Genomic DNA, 20,820 nt, shown 5'->3' with positions numbered 1-20,820 from the left:
CTCTACGAGCCTGCTACCAAGTTCGACTAGAACTTGTAACCGCGGTGCAGCGCAACAATGCCGCCCGTTAGGTTGAAGTATTTAGTATTTTCAAAACCCGCTTCTTGCATCATGCCTTCCAAGGTTTCTTGGTTAGGGTGCATACGGATTGATTCTGCAAGGTAACGATAGCTGTCTGCATCGTTAGCAATCAGCTCACCCATTTTTGGCAATAGGTGGAAAGAGTATGCATCGTAAACCTTTGATAGTGGCTCAAGCACTGGCTTAGAAAACTCAAGAACCAACAGACGACCACCCGGCTTAAGCACGCGGTACATTGAACGCAGCGCTTGGTCTTTATCGGTTACGTTACGCAGACAGAAGCTGATGGTAATGCAATCAAAGTAGTTGTCTGGGAATGGCAGCTCTTCAGCATTAGCTTGCACGTAATGTACATTGCCAACAATACCGCTATCACGCAGTTTATCGCGGCCAACATTAAGCATTGAGTTGTTGATATCAGCAAGAACCACGTGGCCTTTTTCACCAACGATGCGCGAGAATTTCGCAGTCAGGTCACCAGTACCACCACCAAGATCTAGGATACGTTGACCCGGGCGAACGCCACTGCAATCAATCGTAAATCGCTTCCACAAGCGGTGAACACCACCCGACATTAAGTCATTCATGATGTCGTATTTAGCGGCTACAGAGTGAAATACCTCTGCTACTTTCGCGACTTTCTGGTCTTTCGCGACTGTTTCGAAACCAAAGTGTGTGGTTTCTGACTCTACTGCTGAATTTGTCTGCACGCTTGTGTCCATAATGCTGTTATCTACCATGGTAAGTTCTCGTCGACAGTACACTCTCTATTTAGAGGCGCTGCGGCCGATTAGTTTACTTTATCCTCAGCGGGTTGTCTTTCTACTAAGGAGGCATTTTCTGAAAAAGCCTCATTTTGAGCGATTTCCGCCAAGCCAACCGAGATAGGTTTCTTCACCTCAACACCCAATTGCTTGAAGCTTTCTGCCTGACGAATCACGTTACCACGCCCAGTCACCAGCTTATTCATGGCACCTTGGTAGCTTTGGTTGGCTCTGTCTAATGAGCTACCCAGACCTTCCATATCATCAACAAACAAGCGCAGCTTGTCGTAAAGTTTGCTCGCGCGCTCTGCAATGATTTGTGCATTCTGGTTCTGTCTTTCGTTACGCCACAGGTTATCAATGGTACGCAGTGCCACCAGCAAGGTCGTAGGGCTGACCAAGATAATGTTTTGTTCCATCGCGTCTTTGACCAAGCTAGGGTCAGCTTGAATCGCGACTTGAAACGCGGGTTCTACCGGAATAAACATCAATACATAATCAAGGCTCTGTATACCTTTGAGCTGATGATAATCCTTCTGACTCAAGCCTTTAATATGCGCGCGCAGTGAAGCCAAATGATCACGCAGTGCTGCGTCGCGTTGTTGATCGGTTTCAGCGTTGAAATAGCGCTCAAATGCCACCAAAGCCATTTTCGAATCGACCACTACCTGCTTATCTTGTGGTAAATGGACTATCACATCTGGTTGGTAACGCTTGCCGGCATCGTTTTGCAGGTTCACCTGAGTTTGATATTCATGGCCTTCTCGTAAGCCAGAGTCCGCCAATACACGAGCTAGCACCACTTCGCCCCAATTGCCTTGTTGTTTGTTGTCACCCTTTAACGCCTGAGTCAGGTTAACCGCTTCACGCGTCATGCTCTCATTGAGACGCTGCAGGTTTTTAAGCTCATGAACTAAGGTGTGACGCTCTTTGGCTTCTTGACTGAAGCTGTCATTGACCTGCTTCTTAAAGCCCTCTAACTGTTCTCGCAGCGGCGACAACAAACCTTCGAGACTCTGTTTGTTCTGCTGATCAACCTTGGCGGTTTTGCTCTCAAACAGTTGATTCGCTAACAGTTCAAACTGCTGCTTCAATCGGGACTCAGCCTGCTCTAACAGCTGCAGTTTCTCACTGTTGGCGAGATTTTCTTGGTCGTGCCTAGCTTCTTGCTCGCGCAGCTCGGCTTCTAACTCAGACTTATGCTCCTTAAGAACATTAATATCATCGGCATACTGCTGACGCTCTTGCTTCACGGCTTCAAAATAACGCAGCTTCTCCATCGCAGCCATCACCTTGCCATGTGCCTGCTTAAGTTCAAATGCCGCTTTGTCTCGATCATCATCCAACTCATTGAGCTCTTGTTGCGCCTCTGCAAGTGAAGATTTGAGCTGAGATTGTTGTGACTCATGCAGCAAACGGTCGGACTCTAGTTGCTGTTCAAGAAGTCGCTGCTGAAAAGAGAACTTCTGTTTGATCCACCAGCCCACCACTCCGCCGCTGACGAGCGCGCCGGAAATAGCAGCAATAAGCGTTGCCTGATGTTCGATAATCCATTGCATGATAATGATTTAGCCTAATTGGAGATAACTCATTAAATGGTATTTTGATACTGGATAAATGTCCAGTTTGCCGTATTAAAATTCGACAGATAGACTAGGCGCTCCGTATTCTGTCCCATCAAATTAGAATGAGTTGCTATGAACGAACGTCGTGCCTTGGGCTTTGGCCTTGCTGCGGTATTGCTGTGGTCAACAGTCGCTACTGCTTTTAAGCTGACCCTTGCTGAGTTTTCACCGATTCAAATGCTGACCATCGCCAGCATTGTGTCGTCGATTGCGCTGATCGCCGTTTGCGCGTTTCAAGGTAAGCTCTCTCAACTGAGTACCACGTTTCTTTCAAACCCTTGGTATTACTTACTGCTTGGTTTGGTGAATCCTCTAGCCTATTACCTGATTCTATTCAAAGCCTACGACCTACTGCCCGCTTCTCAAGCACAAGCCATCAACTACAGCTGGGCGATCACGCTGACTCTTATGGCGGCGGTGTTTCTAGGACAAAAGATTCGTAAACAAGATTGGGTGGCGTGTACCTTCAGCTATGCAGGTGTGGTAGTTATTGCCACCAAAGGTGATGTGTTAGGCATGCAGTTCGATAGCCCACTCGGTGTGGCCTTGGCTCTGCTTTCAACGCTACTGTGGGCGGGCTACTGGATTCTCAATACCAAAAATAAAGCAGACCCTGTGGTGGGTGTATTACTTGGGTTCTTAGTGGCACTGCCATTCGCGATTGGTTTAACCATTTACGAAGGCGAGAGTTTTAGCCAAATCACAGCGAAAGGTTGGATGGCCGTGACTTATGTCGGCCTGTTCGAGATGGGCATTACCTTTGTCTTGTGGCTATCAGCACTCAAGTTAACCAACAATACGGCACGCATCAGCAACCTAATTTTCGCCTCACCGTTTATCTCGCTAATGCTACTTTCAACCATTATTGGCGAAGAGATTCACCCGGCAACACTGTTTGGCTTGATGCTGATTATTGCTGGCCTTGTTATCCAGCAGATCAAATGGGGCAAGAAGAAAAACAACCTTAGCCCAGAAAGTTAATACCCAGAAAGATTAGGATTATCGCACTACGCGACTTCCAATATTATCAACGATAACAAGCTTTAAAGACAAAAATGGCGAGTCATATGACTCGCCATTTTTATATAAATTGAAACCTAATCGGTAAGCAAAAAGCTTAAACCCACTGACCTGCTGCGAAGCCTGAGCTCCAGCACCATTGGAAATTATAGCCACCTAACCAACCTGTTACGTCCATGACTTCACCGATGAAGTAGAGGCCAGCGACCGTCTTACATTCCATGGTTTTTGAAGATAGGTGATTGGTGTCCACACCGCCCAGAGTCACTTCGGCAGTTCGATAGCCTTCAGTACCGTTGGGTGCGATTTTCCAGTTCTCTAGATGCTCTACAATTGCATTTAGCTGCTTTTCGTTGAACTGTTTGAGTGGCTTGTCTTCAAGCTCTTTACGGTCAATCAACACCTCAACGAAACGCTTTGGTAATGCTTTCGCTAAGGTATTTTTCAGACTTTGATTTGGGTGTTTCTCGCGAGAATTTTCAAGTAGCTCGGCAACGTCTACTTCTGGCACTAGATTAATAGAAACCGATTGACCCGCTTTCCAGAATGAAGAGATTTGCAGTACCGAAGGACCAGATAGGCCGCGGTGAGTAAACAGCAACGCTTCTTTGAATAAAGTGCCGTCTTGCGCAGTGATCTCCGCAGGGATCGCGATTCCAGAAAGCTCAGCAAAGGCTTCTTTGTCTTCTTTATGCAGAGTAAATGGCACCAAACCTGCGGTTGTTGGCACCACAGATAAACCAAACTGCTCTGCCACTTTATAACCAAATGGCGTCGCGCCCAGTTTTGGCATTGAAAGGCCACCGGTTGCAATCACCAATGAATCACACTCAACTTCATCGGTATTGATATGCATTTTGAAACCAGCGTCTGTTTTCTCAATCGAATGAACATCACAACGGTAACGCTCTTCAACCTTTGCTTGCTTGCACTCTGCTAGCAGCATGGTAACGATATCTTTTGAGTTGTGGTCATTCACACAGAACAGTTGTCCGTGATCGCGTTCTTCAAATTCAATACCGTGCTTGCTCACCATCGAGATAAAATCCCAGTTGGTGTATTGAGAAAGTGCTGATTTTACAAAGTGACTGTTATTACAAAGAAAGTTATTGGCACTAACATCATAGTTAGTAAAGTTACAGCGACCGCCACCAGCAATAAGGATTTTTCTGCCCGGTTTTTTTGCATGATCTACGACGAGCACTCGTCGTCCGCGCTTGCCTGCTTCTGCTGCACACATCAAGCCAGCTGCACCTGCGCCAATTACGATTACGTCAAATTTTTCACTCATTGCGGTTCTGCTTTCTTCACTTTTGCATCACGAAGCACGCCTTGTGCCCATAACGCCACCAATAAAAAAGGATGTGCATAACAGCACATCCTTACTAATTGCTCGCTATTCTAACGGCAATTTTCAACTTTGCAATTGATGTTCATTCGTGCAAATTCCTGTCAGCCCCCACAACCTAAAGTGGATGGCTGATTCAACGAATTGAGATCTAGTTAATCAATCAATTCATCTGGAATTTAAACGATGAATGAAGACAGCAACGTTACACCCAACAGAGCAGAAGAGAGTATAAATAACTGTCTTACACGATCGCACTTCGACGTAAAAACTTCGTCGTGATGATGGTGGTACTCTTTGCTTTTGATGTAACTAAACAGGCGAACCTGCTTGGTCATATTGCCATGAGTTGTGAAGAATCCGCCTCCGTCTACTTGTTGATAAAGTAGAGGATGTGCTTCTCGCATAATATAAATGAGTGTTCTTAGCGCCGTAAAATAACGCGCCCAGTTCAAACATGTCACAACCATTAGTGCAAATAGAATAGTGTCGCCGCTGATCATCCTTTCCTCCCTACATCTTCAAGGGAAGACTCAAAAGAAAAAGATAATCAGTGTCTTTTTCTTACAGCCTAAACTGCAGGAGCTTCCATAATTGAAGATGAACCATCTTTTGCCAATTGCGCTAGGTCTTTATCAATAAAGAACAGTGCTTTACCGTCTTCACCAACGAGCTCTAGCTTATCCAATACACCTTTAAACAACTTCTCTTCTTCGTGTTGCTCTGCAACGTACCATTGCAGGAAGTTAAAGGTTGAGTAATCTTGTGATGTGAAAGCAACGTGAGCCAGTTTGTTGATTTTTTCAGTGATCATTTGCTCATGTTCGTATGTTTCACGGAACACGGCACCAAGGCTGTCGAATTCATGTTTTGGCGCTTCAATCGCACCTAGAATTGGCATTGCACCTGTTTCACTAACGTAAGTGAAAAGACGCTGCATGTGTTCCATTTCTTCTACTGCATGAACACGCAGAAACTCTGCTGCACCTTCAAATCCTTTGTCTTCACACCAAGCACTCATTTGTAAGTATAGGTTGGATGAGAAAAATTCTAGATTAATTTGATCGTTGAGTTGATCAACCATTGTTTTAGACAGCATTTAAGTCTCCTGATTACACCTTAGTTTTCTCTACTATATCACTATTTAATTAATATCTCGCTGACCATTACTTAACCAACAATTTACAGAACCAGTACGCAAGACGATGGATATGAGATCACTTCAGCAAAAAAAGCCATCGCATAGTGCTAATCTTTAATTAGACAATGAATAGGGAGGTAGCAATATGAGTTACAAACATATTTTGGTTGCGGTCGATTTATCTGATGACAGTAAATTGATTGTCGATAAAGCGGTAGCACTGGCTAAGCCATTGGAGGCAAAAGTCTCTTTTATCCATATTGATATTAACTATGCCGAGCTGTATACCGGCCTTATCGACATCAACATGGCAGAAACTCAGCATAACGCGATGGAAGCGTCTCGAGTTCAGCTGCAAAATTTTGCTGAACATGCTCAATACCCTATCACCCACACCTTAGTGGGCAGTGGCGACCTGAGCCATGAGCTGTGTGACACCATCAATGAGTTCAATGTTGATTTAGTGGTTTGTGGTCACCATCAAGATTTCTGGAGCAAGCTACTTTCATCAACACGACAACTGATCAACGCCTCTCCGGTTGATATGCTGGTCGTGCCTCTAAGAGATTCAGAAGACTAATGATTTAAGGTTAGGTAACATACAGCTCATATCTTATTAACGAAGTTTTACTATGAGCTATTTAGCTGGTGTTACCCTCCTATGGGCCTTCTCCTTTAGCCTGATCGGCGTCTACCTTGCTGGTCAGGTTGATGCTTGGTTCTCTGTTTTGATGCGTGTTGCCCTTGCGGGTCTCGTATTCCTTCCTTTTCTTAAGTTTCGTGGTGTCTCACGTAAGCTGATCGCTAAATTGATGGCTATTGGTGGTATTCAGCTTGGGCTGATGTATTGCTTCTATTATCAGTCATTCTTGCTACTGTCGGTGCCTGAAGTCCTTCTGTTTACCGTCTTTACCCCAATTTATGTCACGCTTATTTATGACTTTCTCAAAGGGCAATTCTCACCTTGGTACCTAGTGACCGCTGCTATTGCGGTATTAGGCGCGGTGTTTATTAAATTCGCGGGCATCAACGAAAACTTTTTAATCGGCTTCCTTGTCGTGCAAGGCGCGAACCTATGCTTTGCTATCGGTCAGGTTGGCTACAAGGTGGTGATGGAGAAAGAAGCGACTGAATTGCCTCAACACACGGTGTTTGGCTATTTCTATTTAGGCGCTCTGTGTGTGGCTTCGGTTGCTTTCATGCTACTGGGCAATCCTGAAAAACTGCCTACGACTACCCTTCAATGGGGAATCCTGCTCTACCTCGGTTTAATTGCTTCAGGGCTGGGTTACTTTATGTGGAACAAAGGCGCGTGCATGGTAAACGCTGGCGCACTTGCCGTGATGAACAATGTATTAGTTCCAGCTGGCCTTGTGGTGAACATCCTTATTTGGAATAGAGATGTCGACCTAGTACGACTTTCCATCGGGGGTGGGGTTATCTTTATGGGTTAACGAAACTTGGGTTAAGAAGCGTGTTGCGAAAGATGCTAGCAATGCCTAGCGCGTTGAACTAACAATCTGTATTTAGCTGACAAGCTTTAGTTAACTAAAAAGCTGCATTTAGCTAACAGGCTTTGTTTGACTAGCAAGATTCTTATTTAAAATAATACCCAGAAAGCAAAAGAGCGACCGTAGGTCGCTCTTTTTAAATCATCGGTGTAGCAATAAGCTCTTCGAATCAACTTCAGTGAATGTGATTATGGCTCACGACCTGAGTCTTGGTTTCAGTGAAGACAACGTCATCAAGTTGTAGGTTGATACGTTCAAGGTCACTTTCCAGTTTTTGGCTTTTCTTAAACAGCTTTTGCTGCTTCTTAATCATCTTCGCTAGCTTTTTGTTGTACTTCTCTTGTTTCTTCGCCGCTTTCTTCGCTTGCTTGAGTTCAGCTTTTTCATCACCGCTCGCCTTCGCCATCAGTTTTTTCAGCTTGGCTTTTTTCAACGCGACTTTATCCGCTTTTTCTACGGCAGCAGGATCAAAGATTTGTACCGTTGGCTCAACGCTGTCCATTACCTCGATAAGAGAAACTTCTGGCGTTGGCAATGTTTCAGCAAGTAGACCACACGCGACTTTTTCTTCAGCGGGTTTATTCTGGCAATCAATCGGTGGGATGGCTGTCGGTTTGCATAGATTCGCTTGATCCGACGATGAGCGCGCACAAGAGCGGCACACGAACTTTGGTTCAGTCACCAAACTGTGGATTTCTCCCAAGTGTTCGGTGATATCTCGACGGTTTAACTTACAAAAGCGTTTAGCCATGCTACAACTCCAGCTAAGAATAATAATGATTCTTAGTTAGATATACATCCGTAACGCGACTATCGCAAGTGTTAAATGGCAATTTATCGTATTTATGACGGGAAACTTTCTTAGCGTGTTGCTAAGTTATTGATGCTTTACTTAAGTCATTGATGCTTTCACATAGACATCAAAACGGTTCTTTTTGGTTTCGATCGCCATGCTTGGTTTTTGCTCATCTAACCACGCTGCGTAATCCGGTCTTTTGACCACAACGCGCTTTGATGCCAGCTTCATCGCAGGCTCAAACAAGCCATCGGCATCCAGATCTGCACCAACCAAAGATTGGAACACGCGCATCTCTTTCTTAACCAAAGCCGATTTCTTTTTGTTCTCAGGGTGCGGGTACATAGGGTCGAGATACACTACATCTGGCTGTTCGAAGTCAGGATCGTTGCTGAGCTTATCCAACGCGTCATGACTGGATGCGTGAATCAACTTCATACGTTCGCTCACCCAACCGCCAATGTCTGGGTCTTTTTGTGCTCTCTGCAGGCCGTCATCCAATAATGCAGCCACAACTGGATGTCGCTCTACCATCTGTACTTTACAGCCCAACGAAGCCAACACAAACGCGTCACGCCCTAAGCCTGCAGTACCATCAAGAATAGTTGGCGTTGCGCCTTTGTTTAGACCTGCTGCCTTAGCAATTGCCTGACCTTTACCACCACCAAACTTACGTCTGTGACCGACTGCGCCTCCGACCAAATCAACAAAGATAGCACCAAGCTTAGGTTCATCGACTTTACGTAACTCAAGTCGTTCGCTAGTCAGTACCAAAGCGAAATCGCTGTTTTCATCATGAGATAAATTCCAACGGGTCGCTAAGTCATTTAGATGATCGATTTGGGTGGCATCTTCGCAAATCAGTTGTAGTTGCAAGGTCGTCTCCAACAGACAGTAGTATTCAAAACAAAAGAGGCAACCAGTTTACCTGATTGCCTCAACAATACATATTAGCGGTGCAAACTATTAACTCTGCAAGCCATTAGCCCTGAAAGCCATTAGTTCTGAAAACCATTAACGCAGCAAGCTATTAGCGCTGTAAGTGCTAAAGCTAATACATAAGGCTAAAGCTGAAGAATGGTCATCGTGTCGCTTGGTTCACTTAATCTAAATGCTCTAGCGCTCGCTCTTGCTGTAACTCTTCAACGAGTTCTGCAAGTGGCTTAGGTCGACCAATAATGTAGCCTTGCGCATAGTTAACGCCGAGCTCGATCAGCTTGTCTATGATCTGAGTGTTTTCAACAAACTCTGCCACCGTGTGTTTACCCATCTGCTTGGCCAAGTCATTGATAGAGCGAACCATCACATGATCCATTTCGTTGACATCAATATCACGCACAAACAGACCATCAATCTTCACGATATCGACCGGCAATTTCTTCAGGTAGCCAAACGAAGATAAGCCTGAACCGAAGTCATCGAGCGCAATCATGCAGCCAAGCTCTTTGATGCGAGTGAAGAACTTGATCGCTTGTTTCATGTTGCTCATCGCTGCCGTTTCGGTGATTTCTAGACAAATTTTATGGCAAGGCACTGACGAATTCGCCAAGCTTTCAATCAAGAATTCAACAAACTCTCGGTTACCCATCGAATGACCAGACAGATTGATAGAGCACATTCCAAGTTCATCAATCACCTCAGGTCGATGCTCTAACCAAGCCAGTGTTTGACTCACGACTCGGCGGTCAATCAAGTGCGCAATGTTATAGCGCTCTGAGGCGGGCATGAAGATCCCAGGAGAGATGTACTCACCCTTGATGTTCTTGATTCTGACCAAGATCTCGAAGTGCATTTTCTCACTGTCTTTGTCTAAACCAAGGATACGCTGTGCAAACAACTCTAAACGATCATTCGCCAAGGCCTCATGGACGAGATTGACGCACTCCATTTCTAAGTGACGACGACGAATATCTTCATCATCCTGATGATAAAGGTTATAGCGATTGCGCCCTTCTTCTTTCGCTGCATGACAAGCGGCATCAGCCTGAGCGTGCACCATTTGTGGTGAAGCCGCAGTATGATCAATCAATCGGATACCGATAGAGCTGGTCAGGTTGAGGCGAATATCACCCCACAAGAATGGATTCTCGCTCATCATCGAGATGATACTGCGACATACATTAATCGCATCTCGCTCGGTGCAATCTTTCAGTAAAACCGCGAACTCATCACCGCCCATTCGAGCCAATACCGTGTTGTACGGCAGTACCTCTTCCAATAGTTTGGCGCTAAACAGGATCGCCGCATCGCCCGCTTCATGGCCTGCAGTATCATTGAGAACCTTGAGTTGGTCTAAATCCAAGAACAACATCGCGTGAGTACGCATGTGGCTCTCGACTTCTTTGAGTGCCTTTTGCAGTTCTTGTTCAAAATGATTGCGGTTGAAGGTATCAGTCAGCAAGTCATAGCGAGCCTGATACTCTAGCTTTTCTGAAAGCTCATGAGTCTCGGTGATGTCTTCGCCGACAATCAGCAACTGATCAGACTCAACCAATGGACGAATGTTTTCACGAATCCAGATTGTGCTGCCATCTGCATGACGATATTCAATATCACGACGCCAAACGCCGCGAACCTTGTGCTGGGGTTGCAGCAAGATATGACGCGGGATCATCGCATTTTCATCGACGTAGAACTCTCTTGGACGATGGCCTAGCAATTGCTCCAACGGATAACCTAACACCTCTTCAGCGAACTGGTTTACTTGCTGAATACGGTTGTTGCCATCCAGCGTAATCATCATCACGGGTTGCTTGTCGTAATACAGCTTAAGGTTCGCTTCACGTTGGAACAGTTTATTTTCAGCGAGTTTACGAGAAGTCACATCACGCGCTTCAAATAAGAACTGGGTGTCGTCCTCTTCATTGCCCGGCATCGATTTCAGTGAAATCTCCAATACCATCACACCGCGATCACGACACCACACTTCAGCTTCAAAGCGCAACGCAGGCGGCGTTTCTTTACTCGTAAAATACTCCTTCAAGATTTCACGTGCAGACTCTTCCCAATGCTGATGATTTTGCAGCGGGGTACCAAGCTTGTAGCCTTGGTTGTAGAGAAGCTCATGCAGCTTACTGTTACTCGACAACAGCACCCCATTTTTGTCGATAATGCCCATAAATTGCAGACTTTGATCGAATATCGACTCAAGCAACATTTGGCTTTTTCGGCTTGCCCGTTCACTTTTCTTCAGTCGGTTGAGGTAATACACCAAGGTGGCAATCACGCACGCCATGGCTAAAAATAGCAAACCAATCGTACGAATCTCATCGCGATAGCGCGCGAGGAATGACTTAGGCTTATTTAGGAAAGTCACCGAGGCTTCATTCTCTGCGCCCAGATCCCAACGAGAGATCTGCTGATAATCGATCTTTATTTCCGGAGCGCCAGCCACCACAGCGGGAAGTGGCTTTGTTGGGTTAGCCAACACGTTCAATAGGACACGCCCAGTATCTCGACCTTGCGTCTCACCACTCTGAATTACTCCTCCGATAGCGCCGAACCCAAGCCCCAAGTCATGCACCATATACAGTGGCATTTGAGTCTGTGTATTGAGATCTCGCCAATCTTCATCGCTGCTGACTCGACCATCGGCATCGCGGTAATACGCCCAAAACAGCAAGCTTTTTCCGAGATCGGCACGTTGAGAAAATGTCACGAGCTCTTGATAAGAATCAGGAACATAGTGTTCAACGAGATCGGAAAAATCTGGGTGTTTTCTAACAAACAGGTCGATTTGGGCACGAATGGCTTCGCCCGTTACTGAGTGATCGGTGACAATATAGATTTTTTTGACTGTCGATTGAAGACGCTTGATCAGTTCAATATTACCCGCCAAATCAATATCTTCACTAATACCTGTCGCGTTCAAGCCTTCAATCATTTCAGGAGAGAAGTTGTTGATACCGCCAAAGATAACTGGAGTGCTTTTTAGGTCGGGCGCGAGGCGCTTCATTAAGTTGAGTGCGTTATTGTCACTGACGACAACGGCAGCAAACTCTTCATGCAGTAGTTTGGTGTGATAAAGCTGATAAACACGCTCAAGATATTCCGGATTTTGAGAGCGCTTGCTATCGAGGTAAACGACACGATAAGACAGACCATCTCGGTCAAGTTCTGCCGCTAACCCTTTGTGGAAATCGTCTGTCCAGAAAAAACCTTGATGGTAAGAGTGGATCACCAACACATCTTTTGTCTGCGCTGAAGCAAAAGTACTCCAACACACCACAAGAAATAACAACCAAAATCGCACTGAATTCACCTTAACATCATCGTTGCTGCTAATATTATCACCCTTGGCTATGATATGTACTCTAGCCGGGCTATTTTCATTCGATATAAGGGGTTACGCATGTCCACAACTACTGCTCGTCTGGATGACCTAGACCGTGCCATTCTCAAAACTTTGATGGAAGATGCGCGCACGCCTTATGCTGAAATGGCAAAGAAATTCGATGTCAGCCCCGCGACGATTCACGTTCGTATAGAAAAGATGAGATCGGCCGACATTATTGAGCGAACCGAGGTTGTGGTAAACACAAAAAAACTGGGTTACGACGTGTGTTGTTTTATTGGTATCAACCTCAATGCAGCCCGTGATTACCATTCAGCCATTGCTAAACTAAACGCATTAGACGAAGTGGTTGAGGCTTACTACACCACCGGCGCCTACAACATTTTCGTTAAGCTGATGTGTAAATCGATAGAAGAGTTACAGTTCGTGCTGATTGATAAATTGCAGGCGATCGACGAGGTTCAATCGACTGAAACTCTTATCTCGCTGCAAAACCCAATCAATCGCAATGTGAATCCATAATCTATACACGCACTAGATTATGTTTAGGTGACCCAAAAAGAAAAGGCTGAATGCAATGTTCAGCCTTTAATCTATCTAACTTATGTCGTCTCGAATCTAAGCTATATAAACGAAAACTTAAGCTTGAATGCCCGCGTGACGAAGCATTGCATCAATTTGAGGCTCACGACCACGGAAGCGTTTGAACAGCTCCATTGGTTCTTCACTGCCACCCATCTCAAGAATGTTGTTCAGGAAGCGATTACCGGTTTCAGTGTTGAAGATACCCTCTTCTTCAAATGCCGAGAACGCATCTGCAGACAATACTTCTGCCCATAGGTAGCTGTAGTAACCTGCGCTGTAGCCACCAGCAAAGATGTGGCCAAAGCTGTGTGAGAAGCGGTTCCAGTCAAGGCTTGGCAGTACTGAAACCTTAGACTTCACGTCGGCTAACGTTTCTAGTACACGAGCACCGACTTCTGGATCGTATTCAGTGTGTAGCGTGAAATCGAACAGGCCAAGCTCTAGCTGACGCAGGATAAACATCGCTGACTGGAAGTTCTTCGCCGCTAGCATCTTCTCTAGCATCTCTTTAGGTAAGGCTTCACCGGTTTCGAAGTGACCTGAGATAAACGACAGCGCCTCTTCTTCCCAACACCAGTTTTCTAGGAACTGACTTGGTAGCTCAACGGCATCCCAAGGCACACCGTTGATACCTGCCACAGCACCCGCTTCAACTTGCGTTAGCATGTGGTGGATGCCGTGACCAAATTCATGGAATAACGTAACCACTTCGTCGTGAGTAAACAGTGCTGGTTTATCACCAACAGGCTTGTTGAAGTTACACGTTAGGTAAGCAACAGGCGTTTGTAGCTCGCCAGATTGAGTAATACGACGACCACGACAGTCATCCATCCAAGCACCACCACGTTTATGTTCACGTGCGTATAAATCTAGGTAGAAGCTACCGCGCAGTGCACCTGTAGCATCAAAGATATCAAAGAAGCGCACTGAATCGTGCCATGTATCCACGCCTTCACGCTCAGTCACCGACATACCAAACACACGGTTGAGTACTTCGAACAGACCAGAAACTGCGTTCGACTCAGGGAAGTATGGACGAAGCTCTTCATCAGAGATCTCGAACAGGTTCTGTTTTTGTTTCTCGCTGTAGTAAGCGATGTCCCACAGGTTTAGCTCAGAGACACCAAACTCTTTCTCAGCAAACTGACGTAGCTCTTCTACTTCGCGCTCACCTTGTGGTTTGGCTTTTACTGCTAGGTCGTTAAGGAAACCCAGTACTTGGTCTGGCGTTTCTGCCATCTTAGTCGACAGTGATTTCTCGCTGTAGGTGCTGAAACCTAGCATGCGAGCGATCTCATGACGCAGCTTAAGTTGTTCAGTGATGATCTCAGTGTTGTCCCACTTACCTGCATTTGGACCGCGATCTGAAGCGCGAGTTACGTAAGCTTCGTACAGCTCTTTACGTAGCGCTTGGTTATCACAGTACGTCATCACTGGTAGGTATGATGGGATATCTAGAGTCAGTAGGTAACCTTCCTGCTCTTTAGCTTCCGCCGCGGCTTGTGCTGCTGCCAATGCCGATTCAGGCATACCGGCCAGTTCAGCCACGTCTGTCACCTGCTTGCTCCAACCCATGGTTGCATCAAGCACGTTGTTTGAGAATTGAGAGCCCAGCTCAGATTGGCGCTTGCTGATCTCGCCGTAACGATGCTGCTCGTCTGCTGGCAAGCCAATACCCGACAACTCGAAATCACGCAGTGCGTCAGTAATGGTTTTCTGTTGAGCTTGGTCTAATGCCGAGAATGCTTCACTCGCCTTGATCGCTTTATACGCTTCAAACAAACCTTTGTGCTGACCAACCCAAGTGCCGTACTCAGAAAGCACAGGCAGACAGCTCTCATAAGCGTCACGCAGCTCATCGCTGTTCATCACAGAATTCATATGGCTTACTGGTGACCAAATACGGCCTAAACGATCATCCACTTCTTCAATCGGAGCAACAAGGTTGTCCCAGCTTGGTGAAGTATTACCTTCAAGTACTTGTTCTATCTTGTTGCGACACTCTTCAATCACTTGCTCAACCGCTGGCTTAACGTGCTCAGGTTTGATTTGTGAAAACGGAGGTAAGTCCGTGAAGGTTAATAGCGGATTAGACATATAAACATTCCTTTGGCTTTAGAGACTTTCGTCTTTTTTGTAATGAGGTCGTCTTACAGTCATCAGGCTAGGGGCGCCCTAAAAAATCACCTGCGAATAGTTATTAAATAGTGCCCATGAAGGCAAATTTCAATAGCAGAACCAATAACTAACTGCATATTGCGAACGACTGTTCCTGAATTGATCGAGAATTTATGGTCCATTGAGGGTTATAATAGTCTGATTAACCCCACCTACACTAACCACACTCTAATTCGAGAGTGTTACGAGAGTTTAATTTGTTAAGTTATCGCCACAGCTTCCACGCAGGTAACCATGCCGACGTAGTAAAGCATATCGTACAGAGCCTTATTCTTAATTCTTTGAAACAAAAGGATAAGCCTTTTGTTTATCATGACACTCACTCTGGTGTAGGTCGTTACGACTTAACGCATGAATGGTCTGAAAAAACAGGCGAATACAAACAAGGTATTGCACGCGTTTGGGCACAAACAGAACTTCCTGAAGACATTCAAAGCTACCTTGAGTCTATCTCAGCACTCAACAATGGCGAAAAACTGCGTTTCTACCCGGGCTCTCCACGTGTTGCACGTGCACACCTGCGCGACCAAGACCGCATGGTACTGACTGAACTTCACCCTGCAGACCACCCTCTGCTTGAGCAAGAGTTCCACCGCGATCGTCAGGTGTCTATCTACAAAGAAGATGGCTTCCAACGCTTAAAAGGCAGTCTGCCACCAAAAGAGCGTCGTGGTTTAGTGCTTATCGACCCACCTTATGAGCTGGCAAAAGAGTACCGCGATGTTGTGACTGCGATTGCTCAAAGCCATAAGCGCTGGGCAACCGGTATCTACGCAATTTGGTACCCAGTGGTAAACCGTTGTGATATCGAAGACATGATCGAAGGCCTTGAAGGCTTAGGCATCAACAAGATTCTACAAATAGAACTTGGCGTATCACCAGACACCAACGAGCGTGGCATGACAGCATCAGGCATGATTGTTATCAACCCGCCTTGGAAACTAGAAAGCCAAATGAACGAAATTCTTCCATTCTTGAAGGAAGCAATTGCGCCGGCAACCGGTCACTTCAAAGTAGAGTGGATCGTACCCGAGTAATCTCGAACTTAACGTCATAGTTTGCAGAATCTTCAACAGATTGTGACGTATACGAATAAATTTTAAACAGGGAGATTGAGTTCAACCGATCTGCCCTCAATATAATAATTAGATAATTTAAGAATCTATAGGACGTAGGTATCCAGTGCTCTCACTGTGCCCACAACCCTCAATAAATGGAGAAAGTAATGGCGACTCATTTTGATTACATCTGTATCGGCGGCGGTTCAGGCGGCATCGCATCAGCTAACCGCGCAGCAATGCACGGTGCAAAAGTTGCACTTATCGAAGCTCAAGACCTTGGTGGTACTTGTGTAAACGTTGGTTGTGTTCCTAAAAAGGTTATGTGGCACGGTGCTCAAGTCGCTGAAGCGATCAACCTATATTCAAAAGACTACGGCTTCGACGTTGACGTAAAAGGCTTCAACTGGGGCAAACTGGTTGAAAACCGTCAAGCGTACATTGGTCGTATTCACCAATCTTACGATCGCGTTCTTGGTAACAACAAAATAAACGTAATCAAAGGCTTTGCTAAGTTTGTTGACGAGAAAACCGTTGAAGTTAACGGTGAGCACTACACTGCGGATCACATCCTGATCGCGGTAGGTGGTCGTCCAACCATTCCAAATATCCCAGGCGCAGAGCACGGTATCGACTCAAACGGTTTCTTCGACCTGATGGAGCAACCTAAACGTGTTGCTGTCATCGGCGCAGGCTACATCGCAGTAGAAATCGCAGGTGTACTAAGTGCACTTGGCACAGAAACACACCTGTTCTGCCGTAAAGAGTCACCACTACGTAGCTTCGACCCAATGATCGTTGAGACATTGGTTGAAGTAATGGAAGCGGAAGGCCCAACACTTCACACGTATTCTGTTCCTAAAGAAGTTGTGAAAGAAGCAGACGGCACACTGACTCTGCACCTTGAGAACGGCAACACTCAAAACGTTGACCACCTAATCTGGGCTATCGGCCGTCACCCAGCCACTGACGCTATCAACCTAGCATCAACTGGCGTTGCAACCAACGACCGTGGCTACATCAAAGTAGACGAGTTCCAAGCAACAAACGTTCCTGGCATCTACTGTGTTGGCGACATCATGGAAGGCGGCATCGAGCTAACACCTGTTGCTGTTAAAGCAAGTCGTCAACTTTCTGAGCGCCTATTCAACGGCCAAACAAACGCGAAGATGGACTACGCGCTCGTTCCTACTGTTGTATTCAGCCACCCACCTATCGGCACCATTGGTCTAACGACTCAAGAAGCTGAAGAGCAATACGGCAAAGACAACATCAAGGTCTACACGTCTGGCTTTACTGCAATGTACACCGCAGTCACTCAACACCGTCAACCTTGTAAGATGAAGCTGGTATGCGCTGGCGAAGAAGAGACAGTAGTTGGCCTACACGGCATCGGTTTCACTGTTGATGAAATGATTCAAGGCTTCGGCGTTGCAATGAAGATGGGCGCAACCAAAGCAGACTTCGACTCTGTTGTGGCTATCCACCCAACGGGCTCAGAAGAGTTTGTAACGATGAGATAATCGACGCCTTTTGTTGATAACTCTTAAAAAGCAGGCCTTGTGCCTGCTTTTTTTATGCTCACTCTTGAACCTTCCCTCTCAACTCCACGTAACACAGATACTGACCTATCTAGAACAGCAATGGAGTTTGTGATGAATCTACTAATTGAATCATTTGAAGGCGGGATTTACTTGGCTTACCAAATCATTGGCGAGCAAAAACAGTTAATCAAAGACGACCACCAGCACCCAATGAAGTTTTTGAGTGTTAACCAAGCGCGCGACCACTTTAGTGATCAAGGTGTAGCCTCGGCAACCCTCATTCATAACAGTGCCTACGACGAGATGTGTGGTGAGCACTGTGGTAGTACACAACCGTTCGAGATTGATTTGAAGTGGAGTTAAATTAACTTCAAATCAATCGTGATAAAAATGGAAAGGCTTGCACATCTGCAAGCCTTTTCCGTTGGGGGTTGATTTCTTATCGTGCTGTACGTTTTTGTCTACGTTTGATGTTTTGCTCTTTCACAACAAAGTCGAACAATGGAGCAAACAGGTTGGCGAATAGGATGGCCAACATGATGCCCTCTGGATAAGCGGGGTTGAGCACTCGAATACCGACCGTCATTACACCGATAAGAATCCCGTAAGCCCACTTACTCTGATTGGTAAACGCCGCAGAAACTGGGTCGGTCGCCATGAAGAAGGTACCAAAGGCAACACCACCCAACACAAAGTGCCAGTAAAACGGCATCGAGAACATCGAGTTGGTATCAGAGCCAATCCAGTTCATCAGACTCGAAGTCACGACGAGACCAACAATCACACCGGCGACAATGCGCCAAGAGGCGATCTTCATGACAATCAGAATCAGACCCGTCAACATGATAAGCAATGAAGAAACCTCACCCATTGAGCCCGGTATGTTGCCGATAAACGCGTCCATCCACGTTATCGTCTCGCCAGTCATGTTATTCATAAGCGAAGTGCTGCCACCTTCATACCATTGGCTTAGAGGCGTTGCGCCTGAATAACCATCGGCCGCTACCCATACCAAGCCACCCGACATGTTGGCAGGATAGGCGAAGTAGAGAAAAGCTCGACCAGCCAGTGCTGGGTTTAGGAAGTTGCGTCCTGTACCACCGAACAGCTCCTTCGCGACAACGATACCAAAGGTGATACCTAGCGCTGCTTGCCATAACGGGATGGTCGGCGGAAGAATTAAGGCAAACAAAACCGAGCTAACAAAAAAGCCTTCGTTGACTTCATGTTTACGCACTACGGCGAACAACACCTCCCAGAAACCACCGACAACGAAAACCGTCGCATAAACGGGTAAGAAGTAGAGGGCGCCAAGCAACATCTGACTCCCCCAACCGCTTGCCATTAAGGATTGGGCATCACCAAATGCCCACGACAAGCGCCAGCTGCTCTCGATAACCAAGGTCAGCTCATTGAGTTGATAACTGGATGTTAGTGCCGAGACACTCTGGTGTCCGACGTTATACATCCCCCAGAACATGGCAGGAAAAGTCGCCAGCCACACCAAAATCATAATACGCTTGAGGTCGATACTATCTCGAACGTGGGTCAAGCCTCGGTTTACGTTGCCGGGCGTATAAAAGATGGTGGCAAACGCCTCATAGACTGGGTAAAGCTTTTCGTACTTACCCCCGGCTTCAAAACGCGGGGCTACATCTTCTAATCGTTTCTTCAAACTCATAATCTCAATCACCTTATTGCTTGAGTTATGGTTTTCTACGCACCAACTGCGCTATTTGAACAATTTTTAGCGATTTTTAATCAAATTTGTATTGAAGAAACGGGCCAGCATTCAACAGTAAAACCGACGTTAAGAAAATTAGACGCATAAACAACAAAGCCCCAGCAATGGCTGAGGCTTGTTTAGTCTTATAGCGGGTCGTTGTTACTTAACGCACATCACGTTGAGTAATGAAGAGCCTTTGAGCTGGTTTACGTTGCCGTTAGTGAACAGGCCTTTTTTATCCGCTCCCCAATAAGGTAGGTGCATTGGCCAGTTCTGCTTTTCCATGACTTTTGAGCCAAGAATGCTCTGCCACTGCTGCTCATTCATCAACTTCATGCCGATCTGATTACACACAAGTTCGGCACTACCAAAATCTAGACGACTCCAAGGCTTTCCTTGCTCCATATAGAACTGCTGTTTATGGTCCGACAAATACGGCACTGCATATTTGTTGCCCGCAACATTAGCGGTCACACGGACTTCAATATCGAGATCATTACCCGAACTTGAACCATTGCTAGGAATCGCTTGGATTGCGGCTGCACTCGTTGCGGCTACCGCTGAAGTCGCGACCACAGGTTTAGGTGCAGGCTTTGCTGCTGGTTTGGGTTTTACAGGAGCTTTAGGCTTGACCATTTTTGGCTCTACCGATTTTGCAACGATAGGCTGTGATGAGGTCTGAGACTTATCAACCATACGAATGAAGGCTTCGCTGTATCCAGACACTTTACGTACCTGAGCGAGGTCTTTTCTCGCATCAGAGAATGTCGAATAAGGACCAATCAGACAGCGATAATCACCACCTTCAGGCTTCATCCATACGTTGGTCGAGATCTTTTCATAAAGAGGCTTAGCTCGGCTCAATGACAAAGGCTTATTAAGCAGACCACACTGAACCCAAAACAGTTCATTAGTTGAATGACGTTTAGGCGCCTTGCTGCCCCAAACACCCTTACCAATCGGACATGATTGTTCTAGCTGTGGTAATTGATTAGTGCTTGCTTGAGTAGCATCACATAGAACCGATTCTGCGTTAACCTGGCTCGATGCCAATAGGGATGCAGCAATAAGCCCCATACGATAATTTTTACTCACAGCACGACATACAGCATTCATTGTCAATTTCATAACCACCACTTAAACCCTCTC

17 protein-coding genes and 1 pseudogene are annotated in these 20,820 nt (G+C 46.1%); 7 read left to right on the top strand and 11 right to left on the bottom strand.

Features of this window, described 5'->3' with window-relative positions:
* Nucleotides 1-26: 26 nt before the first annotated feature.
* Complete coding sequence (gene ubiE / locus BCT49_RS20650; RefSeq protein ID WP_029222994.1) at nt 27-806, bottom strand: bifunctional demethylmenaquinone methyltransferase/2-methoxy-6-polyprenyl-1,4-benzoquinol methylase UbiE; 780 nt, start codon at nt 804-806, stop codon at nt 27-29.
* A gap of 65 nt (nt 807-871) precedes the next feature.
* A complete protein-coding gene (gene rmuC / locus BCT49_RS20645; protein WP_017103438.1) occupies nt 872-2,404 on the bottom strand; it encodes a DNA recombination protein RmuC in 1,533 nt (510 codons plus the stop codon).
* A gap of 138 nt (nt 2,405-2,542) precedes the next feature.
* Here rmuC and BCT49_RS20640 point away from each other — a divergent pair, with 138 nt between their 5' ends.
* Nucleotides 2,543-3,451, top strand: a complete 909-nt coding sequence (locus BCT49_RS20640; protein WP_102437844.1) for a DMT family transporter — start codon at nt 2,543-2,545, stop codon at nt 3,449-3,451.
* 136 nt (nt 3,452-3,587) lie between these two features.
* Here BCT49_RS20640 and BCT49_RS20635 read toward each other — a convergent pair whose 3' ends face one another.
* From BCT49_RS20635 to ftnA, 3 genes are all read right to left on the bottom strand, one after another.
* Entirely contained in the window at nt 3,588-4,781 is a 1,194-nt protein-coding gene (locus BCT49_RS20635; RefSeq protein WP_102437842.1) for an NAD(P)/FAD-dependent oxidoreductase, read from the bottom strand.
* Nucleotides 4,782-5,017: 236 nt separating this feature from the next.
* A complete protein-coding gene (gene uspB, locus BCT49_RS20630; RefSeq protein WP_102437840.1) occupies nt 5,018-5,341 on the bottom strand; it encodes a universal stress protein UspB in 324 nt (107 codons plus the stop codon).
* 68 nt (nt 5,342-5,409) lie between these two features.
* Nucleotides 5,410-5,937 (bottom strand): non-heme ferritin, encoded by a 528-nt coding sequence (ftnA, locus tag BCT49_RS20625; RefSeq protein ID WP_017109234.1) that lies wholly within the window; start codon nt 5,935-5,937, stop codon nt 5,410-5,412.
* Nucleotides 5,938-6,124: 187 nt separating this feature from the next.
* Here ftnA and uspA point away from each other — a divergent pair, with 187 nt between their 5' ends.
* A complete protein-coding gene (gene uspA / locus BCT49_RS20620; protein ID WP_102437838.1) occupies nt 6,125-6,559 on the top strand; it encodes a universal stress protein UspA in 435 nt (144 codons plus the stop codon).
* 52 nt (nt 6,560-6,611) lie between these two features.
* A pseudogene (locus tag BCT49_RS20615) lies at nt 6,612-7,482 on the top strand (carboxylate/amino acid/amine transporter).
* 183 nt (nt 7,483-7,665) lie between these two features.
* Here the strand turns inward: BCT49_RS20615 and BCT49_RS20610 are convergent.
* The 3 genes from BCT49_RS20610 to BCT49_RS20600 form a co-directional block, all read right to left on the bottom strand.
* The gene (locus BCT49_RS20610) at nt 7,666-8,241 is read right to left on the bottom strand and encodes a hypothetical protein (protein ID WP_102437836.1); all 576 of its coding nucleotides are present in this window, start codon (nt 8,239-8,241) and stop codon (nt 7,666-7,668) included.
* Between the two features lie 141 nt (nt 8,242-8,382).
* A complete protein-coding gene (locus BCT49_RS20605) occupies nt 8,383-9,162 on the bottom strand; it encodes a class I SAM-dependent methyltransferase (RefSeq protein ID WP_017109237.1) in 780 nt (259 codons plus the stop codon).
* Between the two features lie 226 nt (nt 9,163-9,388).
* Nucleotides 9,389-12,511: an EAL domain-containing protein gene (locus tag BCT49_RS20600; protein ID WP_102437910.1), complete on the bottom strand. Its 3,123-nt coding sequence runs from the start codon at nt 12,509-12,511 to the stop codon at nt 9,389-9,391.
* 126 nt (nt 12,512-12,637) lie between these two features.
* Here BCT49_RS20600 and asnC point away from each other — a divergent pair, with 126 nt between their 5' ends.
* Nucleotides 12,638-13,102 carry a transcriptional regulator AsnC gene (asnC, locus tag BCT49_RS20595; RefSeq protein WP_009848066.1) on the top strand — a complete coding sequence of 155 codons (465 nt, stop codon included), beginning with the start codon at nt 12,638-12,640 and terminating at the stop codon, nt 13,100-13,102.
* Nucleotides 13,103-13,219: 117 nt separating this feature from the next.
* Here asnC and prlC read toward each other — a convergent pair whose 3' ends face one another.
* Nucleotides 13,220-15,262, bottom strand: a complete 2,043-nt coding sequence (prlC, locus tag BCT49_RS20590) for an oligopeptidase A (protein WP_102437834.1) — start codon at nt 15,260-15,262, stop codon at nt 13,220-13,222.
* A gap of 278 nt (nt 15,263-15,540) precedes the next feature.
* Between prlC and BCT49_RS20585 the strand changes: the two genes are divergently transcribed.
* The 3 genes from BCT49_RS20585 (at nt 15,541) to BCT49_RS20575 (ending at nt 18,308) form a co-directional block, all read left to right on the top strand.
* Entirely contained in the window at nt 15,541-16,380 is an 840-nt protein-coding gene (locus tag BCT49_RS20585; protein ID WP_029224298.1) for a 23S rRNA (adenine(2030)-N(6))-methyltransferase RlmJ, read from the top strand.
* A 188-nt stretch (nt 16,381-16,568) separates the two neighbouring features.
* On the top strand, nt 16,569-17,924 hold the full coding sequence (gene gorA, locus BCT49_RS20580) for a glutathione-disulfide reductase (RefSeq protein WP_102437832.1): 1,356 nt from the start codon (nt 16,569-16,571) through the stop codon (nt 17,922-17,924).
* A gap of 132 nt (nt 17,925-18,056) precedes the next feature.
* Entirely contained in the window at nt 18,057-18,308 is a 252-nt protein-coding gene (locus BCT49_RS20575) for a DUF6482 family protein (protein WP_102349859.1), read from the top strand.
* Between the two features lie 76 nt (nt 18,309-18,384).
* On the opposite strand, the gene BCT49_RS20570 is transcribed toward BCT49_RS20575, so the two are convergent.
* Entirely contained in the window at nt 18,385-19,626 is a 1,242-nt protein-coding gene (locus BCT49_RS20570; protein ID WP_102437830.1) for an NADH:ubiquinone reductase (Na(+)-transporting) subunit B, read from the bottom strand.
* 204 nt (nt 19,627-19,830) lie between these two features.
* Nucleotides 19,831-20,799 (bottom strand): SPOR domain-containing protein, encoded by a 969-nt coding sequence (locus BCT49_RS20565; RefSeq protein WP_102437828.1) that lies wholly within the window; start codon nt 20,797-20,799, stop codon nt 19,831-19,833.
* Nucleotides 20,800-20,820: the final 21 nt, after the last annotated feature.

Origin of the sequence: Vibrio lentus (assembly GCF_002875945.1) — a bacterium.
Lineage (GTDB): Bacteria > Pseudomonadota > Gammaproteobacteria > Enterobacterales > Vibrionaceae > Vibrio > Vibrio apostichopi.
Note: the sequence above shows the minus strand (reverse complement) of the source record. Positions and strands in the feature narration are given on the sequence as shown.